The 16,519-nt window shown below is 44.8% G+C and carries 16 protein-coding genes and 1 tRNA gene; 6 read left to right on the top strand and 11 right to left on the bottom strand.

Features of this window, described 5'->3' with window-relative positions:
• Positions 1 to 951 (bottom strand): DEAD/DEAH box helicase family protein (locus PHF79_01900; protein ID MDD5318555.1); only part of this gene is annotated, 951 nt, incomplete at its 3' end.
• 104 nt (positions 952 to 1,055) lie between these two features.
• On the opposite strand from PHF79_01900, the gene PHF79_01905 reads away from it, so the two are divergent.
• Together PHF79_01905 and PHF79_01910 are read left to right on the top strand one after the other, a co-directional pair.
• Positions 1,056 to 1,586, top strand: a complete 531-nt coding sequence (locus tag PHF79_01905) for a hypothetical protein (protein MDD5318556.1) — start codon at positions 1,056 to 1,058, stop codon at positions 1,584 to 1,586.
• Positions 1,587 to 1,609: 23 nt separating this feature from the next.
• Positions 1,610 to 2,149 (top strand): hypothetical protein, encoded by a 540-nt coding sequence (locus tag PHF79_01910; GenBank protein ID MDD5318557.1) that lies wholly within the window; start codon positions 1,610 to 1,612, stop codon positions 2,147 to 2,149.
• A gap of 95 nt (positions 2,150 to 2,244) precedes the next feature.
• On the opposite strand, the gene tgt is transcribed toward PHF79_01910, so the two are convergent.
• The 8 genes from tgt to serS all read right to left on the bottom strand — a co-directional run bounded on the left by tgt (position 2,245) and on the right by serS (position 10,813).
• Positions 2,245 to 3,540: a tRNA guanosine(34) transglycosylase Tgt gene (gene tgt / locus PHF79_01915; GenBank protein ID MDD5318558.1), complete on the bottom strand. Its 1,296-nt coding sequence runs from the start codon at positions 3,538 to 3,540 to the stop codon at positions 2,245 to 2,247.
• Positions 3,541 to 3,644: 104 nt separating this feature from the next.
• Positions 3,645 to 3,860, bottom strand: a complete 216-nt coding sequence (locus PHF79_01920; protein MDD5318559.1) for a hypothetical protein — start codon at positions 3,858 to 3,860, stop codon at positions 3,645 to 3,647.
• A 304-nt stretch (positions 3,861 to 4,164) separates the two neighbouring features.
• On the bottom strand, positions 4,165 to 4,659 hold the full coding sequence (locus tag PHF79_01925) for an FKBP-type peptidyl-prolyl cis-trans isomerase (protein MDD5318560.1): 495 nt from the start codon (positions 4,657 to 4,659) through the stop codon (positions 4,165 to 4,167).
• Positions 4,660 to 4,680: 21 nt separating this feature from the next.
• Positions 4,681 to 5,811, bottom strand: a complete 1,131-nt coding sequence (locus tag PHF79_01930) for a hypothetical protein (protein MDD5318561.1) — start codon at positions 5,809 to 5,811, stop codon at positions 4,681 to 4,683.
• Positions 5,812 to 5,823: 12 nt separating this feature from the next.
• Entirely contained in the window at positions 5,824 to 8,271 is a 2,448-nt protein-coding gene (locus tag PHF79_01935) for an AAA family ATPase (protein ID MDD5318562.1), read from the bottom strand.
• A gap of 4 nt (positions 8,272 to 8,275) precedes the next feature.
• Positions 8,276 to 8,662, bottom strand: coding sequence for a hypothetical protein (locus PHF79_01940; GenBank protein MDD5318563.1), 387 nt, complete (start codon positions 8,660 to 8,662; stop codon positions 8,276 to 8,278).
• A 12-nt stretch (positions 8,663 to 8,674) separates the two neighbouring features.
• Complete coding sequence (locus PHF79_01945) at positions 8,675 to 9,406, bottom strand: FtsQ-type POTRA domain-containing protein (protein MDD5318564.1); 732 nt, start codon at positions 9,404 to 9,406, stop codon at positions 8,675 to 8,677.
• Between the two features lie 138 nt (positions 9,407 to 9,544).
• Entirely contained in the window at positions 9,545 to 10,813 is a 1,269-nt protein-coding gene (gene serS, locus PHF79_01950) for a serine--tRNA ligase (protein ID MDD5318565.1), read from the bottom strand.
• 66 nt (positions 10,814 to 10,879) lie between these two features.
• Between serS and dprA the strand changes: the two genes are divergently transcribed.
• Complete coding sequence (gene dprA, locus PHF79_01955; GenBank protein ID MDD5318566.1) at positions 10,880 to 11,803, top strand: DNA-processing protein DprA; 924 nt, start codon at positions 10,880 to 10,882, stop codon at positions 11,801 to 11,803.
• A gap of 49 nt (positions 11,804 to 11,852) precedes the next feature.
• Positions 11,853 to 14,111 carry a type I DNA topoisomerase gene (gene topA, locus PHF79_01960; GenBank protein MDD5318567.1) on the top strand — a complete coding sequence of 753 codons (2,259 nt, stop codon included), beginning with the start codon at positions 11,853 to 11,855 and terminating at the stop codon, positions 14,109 to 14,111.
• Here the strand turns inward: topA and PHF79_01965 are convergent.
• Positions 14,098 to 14,517, bottom strand: a complete 420-nt coding sequence (locus PHF79_01965) for an NUDIX domain-containing protein (GenBank protein ID MDD5318568.1) — start codon at positions 14,515 to 14,517, stop codon at positions 14,098 to 14,100. The two genes, topA and PHF79_01965, sit on opposite strands and share 14 nt — an antisense overlap.
• Before the next feature lie 9 nt (positions 14,518 to 14,526).
• Entirely contained in the window at positions 14,527 to 15,603 is a 1,077-nt protein-coding gene (locus PHF79_01970; protein ID MDD5318569.1) for a ParB/RepB/Spo0J family partition protein, read from the bottom strand.
• 80 nt (positions 15,604 to 15,683) lie between these two features.
• Between PHF79_01970 and PHF79_01975 the strand changes: the two genes are divergently transcribed.
• Together PHF79_01975 and PHF79_01980 are read left to right on the top strand one after the other, a co-directional pair.
• Positions 15,684 to 15,765 (top strand) — tRNA-Leu (locus PHF79_01975).
• Between the two features lie 597 nt (positions 15,766 to 16,362).
• Positions 16,363 to 16,519, top strand: a 157-nt coding sequence (locus PHF79_01980) for an isopentenyl transferase family protein (protein MDD5318570.1), incomplete at its 3' end; no start/stop codon positions are given.

The raw sequence follows: 16,519 nt of genomic DNA on the forward strand, positions 1-16,519 counted from the left end.
TTTACCCGAAAAATGTCGTGAATAATTTTCAATACCGTTGCAGTACCCCACCTCACGAATCAAGGCGAGATCGTAATTGGTGCGACGTTTGAGGCGTTCAGCTTCTATAATTTTACCGTCTTTTTTTAATTCAGCTAGGCGGGTATCAAGCTCATGTTTTATATCTTCCACTGCTCGTAAACGCTCGTCTTCAGGAGTGACAAAATGTTTGGCCGGAAAAAGAAAAAATGCCTCGACATCCCCTGTGATACTTCGAGTAATGGGGTCAATCATAATTATTTTTCCAATGCGTGCTCCATCAAAACTAATTTTATAAATTACTCGTTCGTTGACAGGCATGATCTCGAGAGCATTTCCAAGGGCTCGAAAAGTAGATGGAGTGAGGTCGGCGTTAGTACGGGTAAAGTATAGTCCGATGAGCTTACGAATAAGCTCGGCACGATCTAATGACATGCCTCGGGAAAGTTTGACGTTTACTTTTTCATATTCCACTGGAGAACCTAGGCCGTAGATACATGAAACAGAAGCTACGATGATGACATCCTTACGCGTCAAAAGTGCTTGGGTAGAAGCGTGACGAAGGCGATCGATTTCCTCGTTGATCTGGGCCTCCTTCTCTATATATGTATCGCTGTGTGCAATGTAAGCCTCTGGCTGATAGTAGTCGTAGTATGAGACAAAATAATGTACGGCATTTTCGGGAAAAAATTCACGGTATTCTTGAGCGAGTTGGGCGGCCAGAGTCTTATTGTGGGCGATGACTAGAGTGGGTTTGTTGATCTGGGCTATCACATTGGCAGCGGTAAAAGTTTTTCCAGAGCCAGTCACACCCAGCAAGGTTTGATGGCGCATGCCCTTTTTCAATCCATCCACAAGGGATTCGATGGCTTTTGGCTGATCGCCAGCCGGCTTAAAACCAGTGAATATTTTGAACTTTCCTTTATCTTTCATCCTATAACTATACTGTAAAATAGCCGGCCCACACATTGACAAAGTGACTAAAATTTGTTATTAAATGATTAGAAGAAATCAGAGAAATTTGAAATGGAGTAACCATGAAAAAATTAAATGCTTTAGTCTGTTTGGTTTTCAGAGAGAACCCTGAGCGGACAAGGCAGGTGAAGGTGGATCTGGGGAGCAATCCTCACATTCAGAGCCTGGACATCACAAACCACCGTTGCGCCCTTCAGAAATTTGCCGAGGACCGACAAAAGAAAGATGTGATCATCATCGAGTATGCTGGCCCTGAGAGTCCGTCCCAGACGGTACTCAGTGTTGCAACCTTGCAAAACAAAGCTGAGTGGATTCTCGTCCTAAAGCGAGGGCCTCACAGTGCGGAACGCTTCGTGCAGACAGCGACGGGACCAAAGGTCCTTGAGCTTGGCATCAACGCGTTTGGAAGCGGCACGCTCACGCCCCCTGAAAAGGATGTGTGGGATATCGGGGCAATTATCGACGTCCTGCCGAGTCTGCTTTTCCCGGCGGCTTCAAAAAGGCCTGCCAAAAAAGGCTTGCTCCGATCGGGGCCAGCTATGCTGGCTTACAGTCACAAATTCCCCAGGTTCAAATTTGGACCCCGCAAGTAAACCAAAACAAAGAGGAGAAAAAAATGAAAGACAGGAAAGAAGTAAACGTTTTGGTTCTCTGCGAAAATCACGGGATACACAGGGAGTTAATCAGCTCGGCTGAAGAAAATAACGAGTTTGCTCGGGTTTTCTATGATGGGGCTGCCCAGCCCTGTCATCATGATGCTTGTACCCACCTCATTGATCGGTTGGTCTGGAACTTTGATGTTCCAACCTCGCCGGAACAGGCTTTTCGTGATTTTTATATCTCGCGACTAGCCCCATTTGACATGGTGGTCATCACATCCGCCGACGAGCCTCAGCATGGGTATGCGAGGGAGATCGGGGAAATGATCATATCCCTCCGGCATGCTGGCGAGCTCTTCAGGCTCACCAATAAACCAGCGCAGAAATCCTTTGCGACGGGACCAGTCATGGTACGAAATCTGCACCGGCAAAGTTACCTTGACTCGGAAAAAAACCGGCTGGATTGGAGAAAACTCCTCAAGGTGTTTGGCGCCGTCTATGACGCGCGCCGGTACCGAGCGGAGGAAAACCTATATCAGGCGACCAGCCTGTGCTGATCAAAGAGCTAACCAAACCCCTGCAATCTCGACACCTGACAAAAAATCAGAACATCGAGACTGCAGGGGTTTTTTATTTAAATTTTTAATATTTTTTATATTTTATTTTTTGTATACTCTCCCAAAAAACTTTTTTTATACTCCTCAAAATTTTCATCTAGAATAGACTGACGAATTTTTTTTACTAAATTGATAATAAAATATAAATTGTGAATGGATGAAAGGGTGGCGGCCAACATTTCCTTAGAACGAAAAAGATGCGAGATATACGCACGGGTATAGTGCTGACAGGTATAGCATTGGCAACCCTCATCTATAGGCGAAAAATCCTCAACAAAACGGGCATTGCCCATATTTATTTTTCCTTGCCGAGTAAAAAGAGTGCCTGATCGAGCATTGCGAGTCGGAGCCACGCAATCAAAAAGATCACAGCCATTTTCCACGGCCATAAAAAGATCTTCAGGTTCACCGATACCAAGAAGATGCCGAGGTTTGTCCTCTGGCAAAATATTGTTGACCCATTGCACCGCTGTAGACATGTCTTCCTTGGCAAAAGAACCTCCGATACCAAAACCATCAAAGCCTTCACCTTCGCCTGGCAAACCAAAACCCACCTTCATCTCCCCTATTATTTTGGCACTTTCTTTGCGTAAATCTTCGAAGCGGCCGCCTTGAATGATACCGAAAAGAGCTTGCCTCGAAGAATTTCCTTGAGACTTATGATATTCAAGAGAGGCTCGAGCCCAGCGATGAGTCCGATCTAAAGCTTCGCGCTGGTAAGCAAAAGGTTCGTTGGGCGAGGTACATTCATCAAAAGCAAAAATCATGTCCGCACCGATATTGTGTTGGATTTCAATAGAACGGCGAGGGGTAATGTAGTGCATTGACCCATCGATATGAGATTTGAAGGTTACACCCATCTCATCAATCACGGCTATTTTGGGAGCGAGCTCTTCTGGGGCTTCAGCAAGAAGCGGTGTCCTCCGCAACTGCTTTTCTGTTTCATCGATATCGACATCCTTGCCGGTAATTTTAGAAATATTTTTTCCATACGCTGCCCCCAAGGAAAAAACCTGGAACCCACCCGAGTCTGTCATGGTCGGACCAGACCACTGCATCCACTTACCGAGACCGCCGGCTTTTTTGATCAAAGGGTCTCCGGGCTGAAGATATAGATGGTAGGTGTTGGCAAGGACTACTTGGGCTCCGAGCTGAGATACTTGCTCTGGAGTGAGAGCTTTGACGGTGGCTTTGGTGCCCACTGTCACAAAAGCAGGTGTCTCTATCTGACCATGAGGCGTGTCAATCGTTCCAGCTCGCCCTAGCGTGCCGGCTAATTTTTTTTCTATATTAAAAGTGAGCGGCTTGTCAGAACGCTTCTGTTTTTGCATTGTATTTCTTTATACCATATTTATGCTCTTTTGCATGATTTTTTATTAAAAACCACCCCGAAAATATCGAGGTGGAATTTGCGCCGAAGCGCTGAAAGACCTGACTACTGCGACGGAACGTACGCGTGTGGAAGTTTTGGAGCCAAGCTCGCAGCAACTCCTGCACTATTTGTAATACCGTCTACTGAGACAGTGAAGACTCCGTCCAGTAAATGAAAGAACGATAAGAGGGTGTGCTCGAAGGCCGAAAAGATTTCCGGCACAAGCAAGCGAATGACAATGAGACCGATACCAAGGCCAATGGCTCTGAAAATATTCATGAGCTTTTTATTGAGGGTCTTGGAAGGTTTTGCCGACAAACAAAACCCTTTGGCTAATTGCCAAACTCTCCCTCTTTGGTGAGCACCTTTGGTACTTGCGCTAATAGAGATGGTCACGAAAGAGAGTCGTTCTACTCTTTGTCAATGACCTTTACGAGTTAAAAATAGCATACTTTTAGTAAAAATGCAATAACCTGGATAGTTCAAAAAAATAAAAACACTGGGCTCGTACCCACTCTGCCTGAATACTCAAGTTCTATCTGGCAGCAGGGAAACGTCGCCCAGTGTTTTTATTTTTTTGAACTTACTTTATACCAACAACTTGCACATCGAAAATCAGAGTGGCGTTTGGAGGTATGATGACCTTGCCGCCAGAGGTAACACCTTGAGCACCATAAGCCTGGTCAGGAGTCAAAACGAGATGGCGTTTGTCACCCACCTTCATACCAATGAGGCCTTCATCCCAACCCTTGATCACCTGCCCTGCCCCAACAGTAAAAATAAAGGGCTGGCCACGGGGAATGGAACTGTCAAAGACTGTCCCATCCTGGAGCATGCCTGTATATTGGACGGCAATGGTGTCTCCGGATTGAACTGTCCGATTGTCAGTAGCGGCTGAGCTAGTAGCGTTCTGATCAGCGACTGTAGATGAAGCGGCTAAATATTGATTTGGATTTTGATTATTCATAGTGAAAGGATTTGTTTGACGTGAAGTAAAAGTAATAAAAAAAACAAGGCCAGCCATGACGGCTATACCAACGACTATTGCAATATATTCATTTGTGGATAATTTTTTCATGGAAATATTATAGCATAGCCATCAAGGTTGTGGAGTAAACTCCACGCCTTTTTTAATAAAAGCCAAAATCTTAGCGGTGTCTGTATCCCGGTTTGTACTTTTCAAAATCACAATGGCTAGATTTCTTTTACCTCCGCGAGCTAGATCTACATTGAAAAGAGAAACGGTGGTCTGACCGGAAGAGGCATCAATATAGCCATTTTTACCCCCAAGAAAATTAGTGTACTGCAACATTTTATTTGGATTGCTCCAGTTGTGCTTGAGGGTCGCAAATTGACGGATCCGCGTCATGTCATAAAGGCTCGGCCAATTTTGCCAAATGTAGCGGCCGAGCTTAAAAAGGTCCGTCACCGTAGACTGATTTTTAGCTGAAAGGCCACTCGGGTCATCGTAATACGTATCCTTCATGTCGAGCTCAGCTGCTTTTTGATTCATCAATGTCATAAAGGCATCTCGTCCATAGTCATCAGCAAAAACTTCTGCTCCTACATTACTAGACTCTATCAATAGAGGGTACATGAGATCCCCCGTATTTATTTTTTCTCCGAGATGGAGCTCTCCTTCAGTACCATACGTATTATAGGCCTGCTGGGAGACGGTAGCCTCGTGGTGCAAATCCCCTTTTTCTTCCATGATCACAGCCGTCATGAGCTTACTGACCGAAGCCATTGGAGATCGGAAAGTTTCATTTTTTTGAAAAACAACATCACCAGTATCAATGTCGCCGACAAGATACGCTGCCGCACTGACTGATGGCAAAGATACATTGGCAGCCAGACTGTACGTACCTGTGGCGCCATCATCCGAGCCTATGGCCAATCTTTGATTGCTTTTTTCTGCTGGTGTGAGGGGTCTGGCAGCTTGGTCAGTCGTCTGTCCTGCAATTTGATTGTCAGAGCCGCTCTCTCGTCTCGCAGCCACTAGGGCGCCATAACCGACAGAAATGCTACCAAAGATAATGGAGCCAAGAGTGGCTCCGATGAGGACCGCACAAAAAGCCCAGAAGGCGTAGGAGGATTGAGTAGATTCTTTGGGTGGCTGCACCAGAACAATTTTTGGTTTAGCTTCCATTTTTTTCCAAAAATCCGCACTCTTTGGAGCTCCCAGGTTCATAAACCTTGGCTGGTCTGGATTTTCAATTTTTTTCTCCATAGGGACATTATATCAGAGCTTTTTGATATTCAACTCCCCTGTTGGAACAAGTATTTCAAAGCTAATTTTGTCTCCACTTTTGACTTCGCCTTTGATCAAGGCTTGAGCAATTTTTTCCTCCACAAGATCTGCAATAGCTCGATTCATCGGACGGGCACCAAAACGCTGATCTGAGCCTCGTTCAATTACAGTTTTAATCAAGTCTCCAGTGATCACAAGCTCGATGCCTTTTTCACGGAGCCTCTTGACCAAACCATTGAGCTGCAATTGTGCCACTTGAGAAAGCTGATCATTAGAAAGCGGATGAAATAAAATTGTGCCATCAAAACGGTTAAGGAGTTCGGGTTTAAAAATGCCTCGGGCAATAATTTCATTTATGATCTGATCCTTGTGAGACTGTAGATCCTTGAGCAGATTGATAATGAGATCGCTTCCAGCATTTGAGGTGGCAATGATTATGAGATTGCGAGCGTTTACTCGCGTGCCAGAAGTATCTGAGAAAAATCCTTCATCCAGGATTTGGAGAAAAAGATTGTGCACTTCAGTGGAAGCCTTTTCAAATTCGTCGAGAAGCAAAACGCCGTAGCGATGCTCGCGCAGTGAGGTGACGAGGGTGCCGCCACGCTCAGCATCTCCAATTAGTTTGACCAGGCCATCCACTCCGGCATATTCTGACATATCAAAACGAATCATCGGCGTCTGCTCTCCAAAAAAGACATCGCTCAGGGCTTTGGCTGTCTCAGTCTTACCTACACCAGTCGGACCAAGAAAAAGAAAGGAGCCCGTGGGACGATTTTCCTTGGTCAAACCGCTGCGAGCGCGACGCAAGGCTTGGCTGATCGCCTTGACCGCTTCATCCTGCCCTATGACTCTTTGATGAAGAATTGATTCTAGGTTTAGTAATTTATCTTTCTCAGCTGTATCAGATTGGCCTAGTTGGATACCAGTTTTTGACTCGACAAGAGAAAGGACATCAGACTTCAAGACAAGCTTAGCGCCAGTTGTTTTACTTTTTTTCCTGATCACCGGAGCAATTTCCGCTAAAAGATCATTTGTCTTATCTACAACTGAATCAGATGAAAAATAGCGTTCGGCGGATTCGAAAGCCGAACGGATAGCTTGGTAGGTAAACGTCACACCATACTCACTCTCGAGTCTGCTAGCCTGGTCCTCCGCCACATCGAGGATACTGGCCGAGTCCTTGGTGGCAATTCTGACCGTTTCAAAATGTTCAAGGATTTCTTTGTAGCCCTCAATCACATTGTAGTAGCTCGCTGTGTCAGCCAGAGCCACAGTCTGCAATGCACTTGAACGGAGGTAAGGCACTAAAAGAGGCGCCAATGAGACGCCAAGATTCTTAGCCGAAGCCAAAAAGCCAGCAAAATTATCGATGACAAAAATAATATTGCCTGCCTTAATGGCTTGGTTGAAAAGTCTGGTCAATTCATTTTCAAAGTCTACTGCAGAAGCCTGAGACTGGGCCAAACGGGCACTTTGGAAAACAAAAACTTTTTTATGCTCAATTGCTGGATGACTGTGCCCTTCGGTAATCACGGCTGATAGGCCTTTGACCACGGCCATTCTTCCTGCATCTGAGTCTCCCAAGACAAGGGCGTTGGCCGCTTGAGCACGGGACAAAGCTGACTCTAGGTTTTCAATTTCTTTTAGGTGTAAAAGGGCTATTCCTGACTGTTCAGTTTCTTCTACAAAATAGCCGTATTCCTCTAGCAAATTGGTCTGACCATACGCCCAATCCTTGCCCAACCCAGGGATCCTGGCAAAATGTTCTCTTGACCACCATCTTTCAGCGCTTATCTGCTGGGACCAAATTTTTTCTACCCAAGAGGCTGCGGCCACTGCATCTTGTTCATTGGCTTCAACTTTCCTGACAATATCGGCAAAAAAAGTATCTTGACGAAAAAGCAGCTGCACGTAGTCTGCCAGGTTTTTTATTTTAGGAAAAGCTTCATTTCCTTCGAGATCGTCCCATGTAAAAAGTTTTTCGACTTTTGAAAAATCAATCTGATTGTATGGCACACCCAATCGAGTCAAGACATGATAGCCGAAAAAAGAGAGGCTAAAATAAACTCCTGCATCATTGGAACGCCGCGTGAAAAGTTTTTCTGACTGCCCTATGGCATAATCAAGAGTAGCCGCCAATGGAAAAGAGATGACTTTTTCAGATCTTTGAGCCAGACGAACGTAGAGAGAATAAAAGAAGGCATCCAGAACATGCAAGATAATCATCGCTCCAACGAAAATACAGAGTATCCCCGCTAGCACAGAGACATCCTGAGGTTTTGTTCTGGCCACCACCAAAGTCAGGACCATCAGGGCCAAGGCTACCCACAAACTAAATCTTTTCAACTTGTGCCTGGTCTGATGGGTGACAAATTTTTCTAAATTCAAAACAGGCTTATATGGTCTGATCAGCTGGCTAGCTTGCGGATAGTTGTTCATGATTTTAATGTTGAAATATAAGATAGAAACCCACAAGGAAAAATAAAATGATTATGATGGGCAAAACAAGCCAGACCACAAAGCCTAGGACCGACAAGATAAAAGCCCCTAGAATAGCCACTAGACCAATGGCTATCATAAAAATACGGATCATGGCTCCCACCAAACGCATCATGCTTGTCACAAAAAAGGCTTCCAGAGATGCCACTAGATCAAAACCGCCCTTGTGGTGTTCTTCCAGCCTTTGCCAAGGCACAAAAAGGGTATTCGCCAGAAGGCCGATCGAGAAAAAATTATAAAAAAACCACAGACAGTTTAAAGAAAACTCGTAGACATCAGCCAAAGCTTTGCCGTAGTGCCACCTTATATAGTATATACCCGTCTGCAACATGCTTTTATTATACTACGGTTTCAGTTTTTTTGGGGTGGATGTAGAAGTGGTGGATGTTGCATTTTCGGTTCGATAAAAAACTTTATTTCCAAAACGCAAATCAATCGAACTAAAATATGCCAACGGGTGGCTCTGTAAAATAGTCTGGAGGGTATCAAGGCTAGTAGAAAACGGCTGACGATCGTTCATAATAATACTCAGACCATTGGCTGAGCTAAAAGTGTATGTACCCTCAGCATCAGCCTGCACTTTGGCGGTTTTAAAACCTAGAATATTGAGTGAGTCTATACTTGCCTGAATTTGTTTGAAAATATCTGGCGAAAGATAGTCACTCCCCAGCGCTTGGCTGGGATCAATGACACCTGTATAGACCACGTATGTGTCTCCGGAGAAATCTGGAGCTTCGGCAAAAACATAGCCGGTACCGTCCATAAAATAGCATGTAGAGCTAGCCATATCAGTACACCAAAGAGCGGCTGGCTTTCTCTCAATCACGTTGATACCCAGGCTTGTAGGAGACTCCCGAAAAACACTCACCGAAGAAAAACGAATAAACTGCTTCATCAAGGCAGTCTGGATGGCATCATGAGGATAGACTAGAATACTTTTTTTAGGAAAAAGAAAAAGGTATGAGCCGGCTAGCTGCGCATCGGCCACATTTTCTATATCGGCAGCCTCGACGACCTGATTGCCCTTTACGTCAATATTCTTAATAGTCAAAGCAGACAATCGCACCAGCACCATCACTCCGGTCAAAAGCAATATAAAAAAAATGGACACTAAAGAAATTCGGATGATCCGACGGCGTCTGCGGCGTCTGATCAATGCCGGTGACCGCAAAAATGTACGGTGAGATGTCTTCATTAAAATTGCTGCGCAAAATTATTGACCGATAAACTCTTTGCCGCCCATGTATGGACGCAAAACTGCCGGAATAACTATCGTCCCATCGGCTTGCTGATTATTTTCCACAATAGAAATAAGGACGCGGGGCGTAGCAATAGCGGTGTTGTTTAGGGAATGAGCAAACCTGAGCTTGCCATCTGCATCGCGATAGCGAATATTGAGACGTCTAGTCTGAAAATCATGGAAATACGATGAAGAGTGTGTCTCGCCATACTTATTTTCTGATGGAGTCCAAGCCTCAATGTCATATTTTTTGACTTGGCCGAGACCGAGATCGCCGCCGCAGTTGACCACCACATGATATGGAATCCCGAGGTACTGAAGAAATTCCTCAGCATTCTTTGTGAGCTCTTCATGGAGAGCGACCGACGTTTCGTGCGAGGCCTCACACAAGACTACCTGTTCAAGTTTAAAAAATTCGTGAACACGATAGAGACCTTTAGTCTGCTTGCCATGACTCCCCGCTTCACGTCGAAAGCAGGTAGAAAATGCCAGCATTTTTTTCGGAAAATCTTTAGCGTCCAAAACTTCGTCACTATAATATGACATCGTCGCGACCTCGCCCGTGCCAGCCAAATAATCTACATCCTGGGTTTTGTAGAGGTCATCTTCACCCTGAGGAATGTAGCCCGTCCCGAGCAAAGTTTCCCGTCTGACCAAAGACGGCACAACCATAGGTGAAAAACCTCTCTTGGTAAAAAAGTCCAGGGCTGCTTGCCAGACGGCCATCTCGAGCTGAGCGCCGGCATTTTTTAAAAAATAGCCTCGAAAACCAGCGACTTTGGCTCCGCGTTCCAGGTCAATCATATCGTGGGCCGTCATGAGATCAATATGATTTTTAGGTGTAAAACTGAAAGTCGGTATAGTCCCGAATGCCCGCACCTCAACATTTTCTGCATCACTCGCTCCTTCTGGCACGGAAATGTCCGGAATATTTGGCACCTGAACCATCAGTGACTGCCACTCTTTCATCACTTCTGCCAATTTATTGTCTTCTTCCTGAATATCTTTTTTCAGAAGTTGCATTTCTTCGATAAGAGGTTGGCGGGCTGCTGGGTCGGTAATAGCCTGAATTTGCTCACCCACTTTATTTTGCGCCGACTTCTTTGTTTCGACTGAAGCTACCATAGAGCGGCGAGTGTCGTCTAAAGAGATCAGGGACTCAACATCAAAATCTATGTGCTTCTTGCGAGCCCCTTCTTTTATCAAATCTTTATGTTCTCTTATGAATTTTATGTCTAGCATATGATACAAAGCAGTATACAAGATTTTTAATTATCTTGCCATAAATTAAACCAGTATACATATTATATGGAAAATCCTGACCTAGAAATCTTTCTGCTCACGCCAGAGCAGTTTCCCTCACTTTTAAGAGAAATAAATGACCCTCCTAAAAAACTTTGGTTGCTTGGACGACCCTTTTGGCTGGATGAAGACCCTGAAAAAATAAAATTTTTATGTGTCGTCGGTTCACGAAAATATTCTGAATATGGAAGACGGGCATGCGAAAGCCTCATTGCCGACCTGGCTGAATATTTTCCTGACAAAAGATGTCCTGTCGTGGTTGTTTCTGGTCTGGCTCTAGGGATCGATGCTGTTGCTCATCGGGCCGCGCTAAGTGCTGGCCTTCGGACTATTGCTTTTCCAGGCTCTGGACTTCAGAAAGATTTTATCTATCCGCCTAGTCATCGAAATCTGGCAAGAGAAATCATCGCGAGTGGTGGGGCGCTCCTTTCTGAAGAAGACCCGGATGCGTGTGCTGCGCCCTGGATGTTTCCAAAACGCAACCGCTTGATGGCCGGCATGTCTCATGCCGTTTTGATCGTCGAAGCTGAAAAAGGATCTGGCACGCTTATCACCTCGAGACGTGCGACGGACTACAATCGGGATGTGCTCACAATTCCTGGTTCTATTTTTTCCTCAAATTCCTATGGGCCCCACATGCTTATTCGCGACGGCGCAGTGCCCATCACTTGCAGTGAGGACATTTTAGAAGTATTTGGTCTTCTAAAGGATAGCGAGGCCGCCGAAAAAACAAACATCCCTGTGCAAGTGACCCTAGATTTGCCTGCCTCTGAAGAGCAAAAGATTGCAGATACTTTACAGATACCCCAAACAATAGATCAAATAATCCAACAAACAAATCTGCCTGCATACATAGTCAGAGCCACGCTTTCGCTTATGGAAATTAACGGCTTAATAAAAAAGGTGGCTGGCATTTTTTATAAGAAATAAAAATAAGCTATTTTTGTTTTTTTAAGTTTTATGCAATACTGGGCCCAATATGAAATTATTGATTGTGGAATCACCAGCTAAAGCCAAAACCATTTCTAAATATCTTGAAGATAAATACGTTGTAAAGGCGTCGGTTGGCCACGTGCGTGATTTGCCAAAAAGTAATAAAAAAGCCATTGATATCGCCGGCGGTTTTATTCCGCATTATGAGATCAGTGCTGGCAAAGAAAAAGTGGTGGACGAAATCCGCGCCTTGGCCAAAAAAGCTGACGAGATCATCTTGGCGACTGACCCCGACCGAGAAGGTGAAGCTATTGCCTGGCATATCAAGGAGGCCGTCGGTCTCAAAAATCCGAAACGAGTAGTTTTTTATGAAATTACTAAAGATGCCGTGCAAGAGGCCATCAAGCATCCGCGTGAAATCGATGACAATCTCAAACAAGCTCAAGAGGCTCGCCGCGTCCTCGACCGTCTTGTGGGCTATGATTTGTCGGGATTGATTTGGAAAAAAGTCCGCTATGGTCTTTCGGCCGGACGTGTCCAGTCCCCTGCTCTGCGTATTATTATGGAGCGTGAACGTGAAATCCGCGCTTTCAAGCCTGAGCAGTTTTGGGTGATCACCGCTGATTTAAAAAATAAAACAACCCTTACATACACTTGCGTTGAGGAACCTCGAATGCAAAATGAAACTGAACGCATCCTCTCTCTTGGAAAATCAGGTAAATGGCAGGTCACGGATGTATCCGCTACCGAAGTAAAACGCTCCCCGAAGGCTCCTTTCATCACCTCTACCCTCCAACAAGCCGCCAGTTCACGTCTTGGCTTTGCGCCTTCTCGCACCATGGGTATTGCCCAGAAGCTCTATGAAGCCGGGCTTATTACCTACATGCGTACTGATAGCACCAACCTGAGTCAGATGGCTCTGACTCAGATTTTTGGGATGGTAGAAAAAGAGTACGGCCAGGAATATCTCAGTCCTCGGACCTTTTCCGCAAAAAGTAAAAATGCCCAAGAGGCACATGAGGCCATTCGTCCGACTGATGCGAGCGTAAAAATTGCTGGTGCAAATGACGAGCAAGAGCGGCTATACCAGCTCATCTGGTCTCGGACTGTGGCCTCTCAAATGTCTGACGCTAAAACCTTGCGCACCAAAATTTCTGCCAATATTAATAATGAAAAAGAAATTCCTGACTTTACTGTCAGCGGGTCACAGGTTGTCTTTCCCGGTTGGCTGGTGGCCGATCCTGGCGCCCGCGGCGAGGATGTCGAGCTTCCTCCAATGCAGACCGGTGATGCTCTTGACCTTGTAGACATAAAATCTCAAGAGAAATTTACCGAACCGCCACCTCGCTATTCTGAAGCTGGTCTCATCAAAGAGCTCGAAAAGCGCGGCATCGGCCGCCCTTCGACTTATGCGTCCATTATTCGCACCATTGAAGAGCGTGGCTATGTGGAAAAAGTGAACAAGGCTCTAGTCCCTACCGACACGGGAGATGTAGTCTCATCTTTTCTTGAACAAAACTTCGGAGAATATATTAGTGACTCCTTTACTGCCAACATGGAAGACAAACTGGATGCCATGGCTGAAGGCAAAGCCGACTACGTTAAAACTTTAAAAGATTTTTATGGTCCCTTCAATGCCGATGTGAAATCAAAGGAAGATACTGCCAAGATTACCAACCTTGGAGACGCTGAGGCTCACCTAGTCTGTCCAAAGTGCGGCAGCAGCATGACCGTCAAGCTTTCTCGTAATGGTAAATTTCTTTCTTGCTCACGTTATCCGGATTGTGATGGTGCCTTGACCATAGACGGCAAAGAAATTCAAAAAGATAAACCTATCGGCAATGACCCAGAGACTGGCAAGCCTATTTTTGTTAAAATCGGGCGCTTTGGTCCGTACGTCCAGCTTGGGGATGGGACAGAAATGGAAGTGCCTGCTGCTCTTGACCCATCTGCCCCTCCGCAACTGACCAAAACTGGCAAGATTAAAAAGGTAAGGGCCTTGAAGCCAAAAAAAGTGAAACCGCGTATGGCCAGTATCCCAAAAAGTATTGACCCAGAAAAAATCACTCTGGCTGAAGCGCTGATGTGTCTATCGCTCCCCCGCAAGCTTGGTATTCATCCAGTCAGTGGTAAGACAATCACCGCCAGTGTCGGCCGTTTTGGACCATATATTGTCCACGATGGGGATTTTCGTTCACTCAAAGGCGAGGATTCTCCTTACACTATTACCCTCGAACGAGCGCTAGCTATCCTGGCTGAGGAAAAGAAAGTGAGAAAAGGTGGGTTTAGATTTAAGAGGAAGTAAGTCTATCCGAAAGATCAAAAAGTGGTTTTTTATCTTGAGAGATTATTTTATTTTCGTTCTCAATCTCATCTTTTGTAAAAAATCTTCCCCCTTGGCTTTCTCTAATATTTATTAGCTTTTCAAAATCTTCTTCAACCCTAGTAAAATAAATAGATTTCTCATTTGGCATGGAATCATAGTAAACTCCCAAAAATTCATATGTTGCTGGTGTCCAATCAAGCTCTTCCTTAATTTCGCGGATCATGGATTCTTCAGGCTTTTCATCATCCTCTATTCCACCTCCCCAGAAACTCCAGCAGTTTGGATATTGTTTTGCTGTTTTAGACCGAAGTGATAAATAAAATTCAAATTGATTGTTTACAATACGATAAGGGATAAGATTCGCTTTTCGTTTAACGATTTTCATTAAATAAATTTAAATACTAAAATTCTTCACCGAGTAAAGCCCCTCACTGTTATCTTCCTGATTTTTTTCTTCAGAGGAGCGGTCATCTAGAGCAGTTTCTGAGGTTGCATCAACGATAGGCTCGAGCGGATCTGCTTGATCGACTACGGCACTAGCTGTATCTGTACTCACTTTAGCCACGTTTAGTGGCGTTGCATTTGAAATAAATTTATTCATCAGCTCATTTGGATCGCGTTTCAGACCAGTGTTGGATTTGATGAGGTCGAGAATGCCGCGAAGGTCTTCGTTTGAAAAAAAATCGATCATGAGCTTGCCCCCATTGTCCTTGCGTTCGATATGGACACGTGTGCCGAGAGTTTCCTGCAGTTTTTCTTCAAGCTCGACAATTTCTGGATCAAAAGCACGTTCCTTTTTGCGTACTTTATCGAAAGCGATTTTACGAGCAATCACCTCCGTCTCGCGCACGGTCAATTTTTTAAAAGTAATTTCCTTGAAAAGGACTCCTTGCTCCTCGGGACGATCATTGAGCATCATCAGCGGCCGAGCATGGCCTTCGCTGATTTTTCCAGAGCTGATGGCATCCAAGATCTCCGTCGAAAGCATGAGCAGACGCAGACTATTAGAAACATACTCGCGACTTTTGCCAACCTTTTCGGCAATTTGAATATGCTTAAATTTAAATTCATCAGCCAGACGCTGAAAGGCGCGGGCCCGATCGACAGGGTTGAGATCCTCGCGTTGGAGGTTTTCAATAATAGCCAGCTCGAGTTTGACGCGGGAGTCTTCTTGGCTGGATCGAATGATGGCTGGCACCTGAGTCAAGCCGGCGAGCTTTGAGGCGCGCCAGCGCCTCTCGCCGGCGATCAGCTCATATTCTACCGCTAGACCACCGTCTTCTTTGAGCACTTCATTGCGGGTGACAGTCAGAGGCTGGAGCACGCCATACATGCGGATCGACTCCGCGAGGTCGCGCAGACGACTAACATCAAACTCATTACGAGGCTGATATGGGTTGGGTTTGATTTTATCCACCTCAATCCAGAAGATAGCATTATTAAAAAATTGGGATGAAGATTGTTGAGCCATGAGATGATTTTAACACAGAGATTGCGTGCGACAAAATCTTATTTGATTTTTATCGAAATGCCATTATACTGTGCTAAGATGCCAGAGTGATGAAATTGGTATCCATGCGTGACTCAAAATCACGTGCCGCAAGGCGTGAGGGTTCGAGTCCCTCCTCTGGCACAAAACAAGGTTATTTTAGACAATTAGCAATCAGTGATGACCTTTTTTTACTTGCCTATATTGTTGGACTAGCCATTGGTGATGGTAATCTTTCAAATCCAAATGGAGGGGCGACAAGATTAAGAATAAGTTGTGATACAAAATATCCCAATCTTATAAAAAATATTCGGGAAGCACTTCAAAGACTACTTCCTAAAAATAAGGTTTCAATCGTTAAAAAACGTGGTAATTGTGTTGATGTATACTGCTACTCAAATCACTGGGAAAAAATACTTCCGTGGAAGGCATTTGGCGGATCAAAATATATTCAAAATGTCAGAGTACCTCAATGGATTAAGGATTCAAACGATTATTCTAAGGAGTGTATGAGAGGTTTAATGCAAACAGATGGCTGTGTTTATTATGATAGGGGTTATCCTATGATAAACTTTACCACTATCATTCCTGATCTAGCTAGCGATGTTCAGGAGATGATACGCCGGCTTGGATTTACAAGTAAAATGGGCACTGTTATGGAAGTACACAGCACATACAGAATTCGTATTGCAAGGAACGTAGAAAAGTTTATTGAACTTATTAATCTAGTAAAAGATTGATATGAAAAAAATACAAAAGAAAAAAAACTCTTCTCACCTCCCCACCATCCTCGTCATCCTCGGCCCCACAGCCTCGGGTAAAAGTGACTTAGCGGTGAAAATTGCCTTAAAAACCCCTCAAGGCGCGGAAATTATTTCTGCAGACTCACGTCAGGTCT

Source organism: Candidatus Paceibacterota bacterium (assembly GCA_028714275.1).
Lineage (GTDB): Bacteria > Patescibacteriota > Minisyncoccia > Phycocordibacterales > CAINVO01 > CAINVO01.

Bases quoted from the DNA above. Each gene is read 5' to 3' on its own strand.
- PHF79_01905 (MDD5318556.1), top strand. From the start codon at position 1,056: ATGAAAAAATTAAATGCTTTAGTCTGTTTGGTTTTCAGAGAGAACCCT.
- PHF79_01910 (MDD5318557.1), top strand. From the start codon at position 1,610: ATGAAAGACAGGAAAGAAGTAAACGTTTTGGTTCTCTGCGAAAATCAC.
- tgt (MDD5318558.1), bottom strand. From the start codon at position 3,540: ATGCAAAAACAGAAGCGTTCTGACAAGCCGCTCACTTTTAATATAGAA.
- PHF79_01920 (MDD5318559.1), bottom strand. From the start codon at position 3,860: ATGAATATTTTCAGAGCCATTGGCCTTGGTATCGGTCTCATTGTCATT.
- PHF79_01925 (MDD5318560.1), bottom strand. From the start codon at position 4,659: ATGAAAAAATTATCCACAAATGAATATATTGCAATAGTCGTTGGTATA.
- PHF79_01930 (MDD5318561.1), bottom strand. From the start codon at position 5,811: ATGGAGAAAAAAATTGAAAATCCAGACCAGCCAAGGTTTATGAACCTG.
- PHF79_01935 (MDD5318562.1), bottom strand. From the start codon at position 8,271: ATGAACAACTATCCGCAAGCTAGCCAGCTGATCAGACCATATAAGCCT.
- PHF79_01940 (MDD5318563.1), bottom strand. From the start codon at position 8,662: ATGTTGCAGACGGGTATATACTATATAAGGTGGCACTACGGCAAAGCT.
- PHF79_01945 (MDD5318564.1), bottom strand. From the start codon at position 9,406: ATGGTGCTGGTGCGATTGTCTGCTTTGACTATTAAGAATATTGACGTA.
- serS (MDD5318565.1), bottom strand. From the start codon at position 10,813: ATGCTAGACATAAAATTCATAAGAGAACATAAAGATTTGATAAAAGAA.
- dprA (MDD5318566.1), top strand. From the start codon at position 10,880: ATGGAAAATCCTGACCTAGAAATCTTTCTGCTCACGCCAGAGCAGTTT.
- topA (MDD5318567.1), top strand. From the start codon at position 11,853: ATGAAATTATTGATTGTGGAATCACCAGCTAAAGCCAAAACCATTTCT.
- PHF79_01965 (MDD5318568.1), bottom strand. From the start codon at position 14,517: ATGAAAATCGTTAAACGAAAAGCGAATCTTATCCCTTATCGTATTGTA.
- PHF79_01970 (MDD5318569.1), bottom strand. From the start codon at position 15,603: ATGGCTCAACAATCTTCATCCCAATTTTTTAATAATGCTATCTTCTGG.